Source organism: Pseudomonas sp. IT-347P (assembly GCF_949768005.1).
Classification (GTDB): domain Bacteria; phylum Pseudomonadota; class Gammaproteobacteria; order Pseudomonadales; family Pseudomonadaceae; genus Aquipseudomonas.
The window spans coordinates 1-378 of the sequence record NZ_CATKPQ010000029.1 but is presented as its reverse complement, the minus strand read 5'-3'; the positions used below and the strand labels follow the sequence as shown (position 1 = coordinate 378).

At 61.1% G+C, this 378-nt stretch carries 1 protein-coding gene; it reads right to left on the bottom strand.

Going from position 1 to position 378, the window contains the following annotated elements:
- On the bottom strand, positions 1–378 hold a 378-nt coding region (locus ACM6IV_RS12750), incomplete at both ends, for an immunoglobulin-like domain-containing protein (protein ID WP_414870268.1).

The following is a 378-nucleotide window of genomic DNA, read 5'->3' as shown; positions in this document are numbered from 1 at the left end:
AACGGTCACGGTGCCAGTGGTTTTACCGGCTTCGATGGTGATTACCGCGCCATTCGACAGGGTTACGGTGACTGGTGAGCCAGCCGCGTTGGTCAGCGTAGCGGTGTAGATGATCGAACCACCTTCCGCAACGGTGCCGGTCGCCGTCAGCGACAGATTGGTGGTGTCGACGGTGTCGGTGACATTGGTCGAAACCGGCGTCTTGTCCGCCACCAGGTTTTCGAAGTTGCCGCCGCTGACCTCAGTGATCGCATTGGTGATCGGCGCATGGCCGGTCAGTGCATCGTTTGGTGCGGTGGTGGTCGCGGTGCCGGTGGTCTGACCTACGCCAATGGTGATTGTCTGACCGTTGGCCAGGGTCACGACCACAGGCGAACC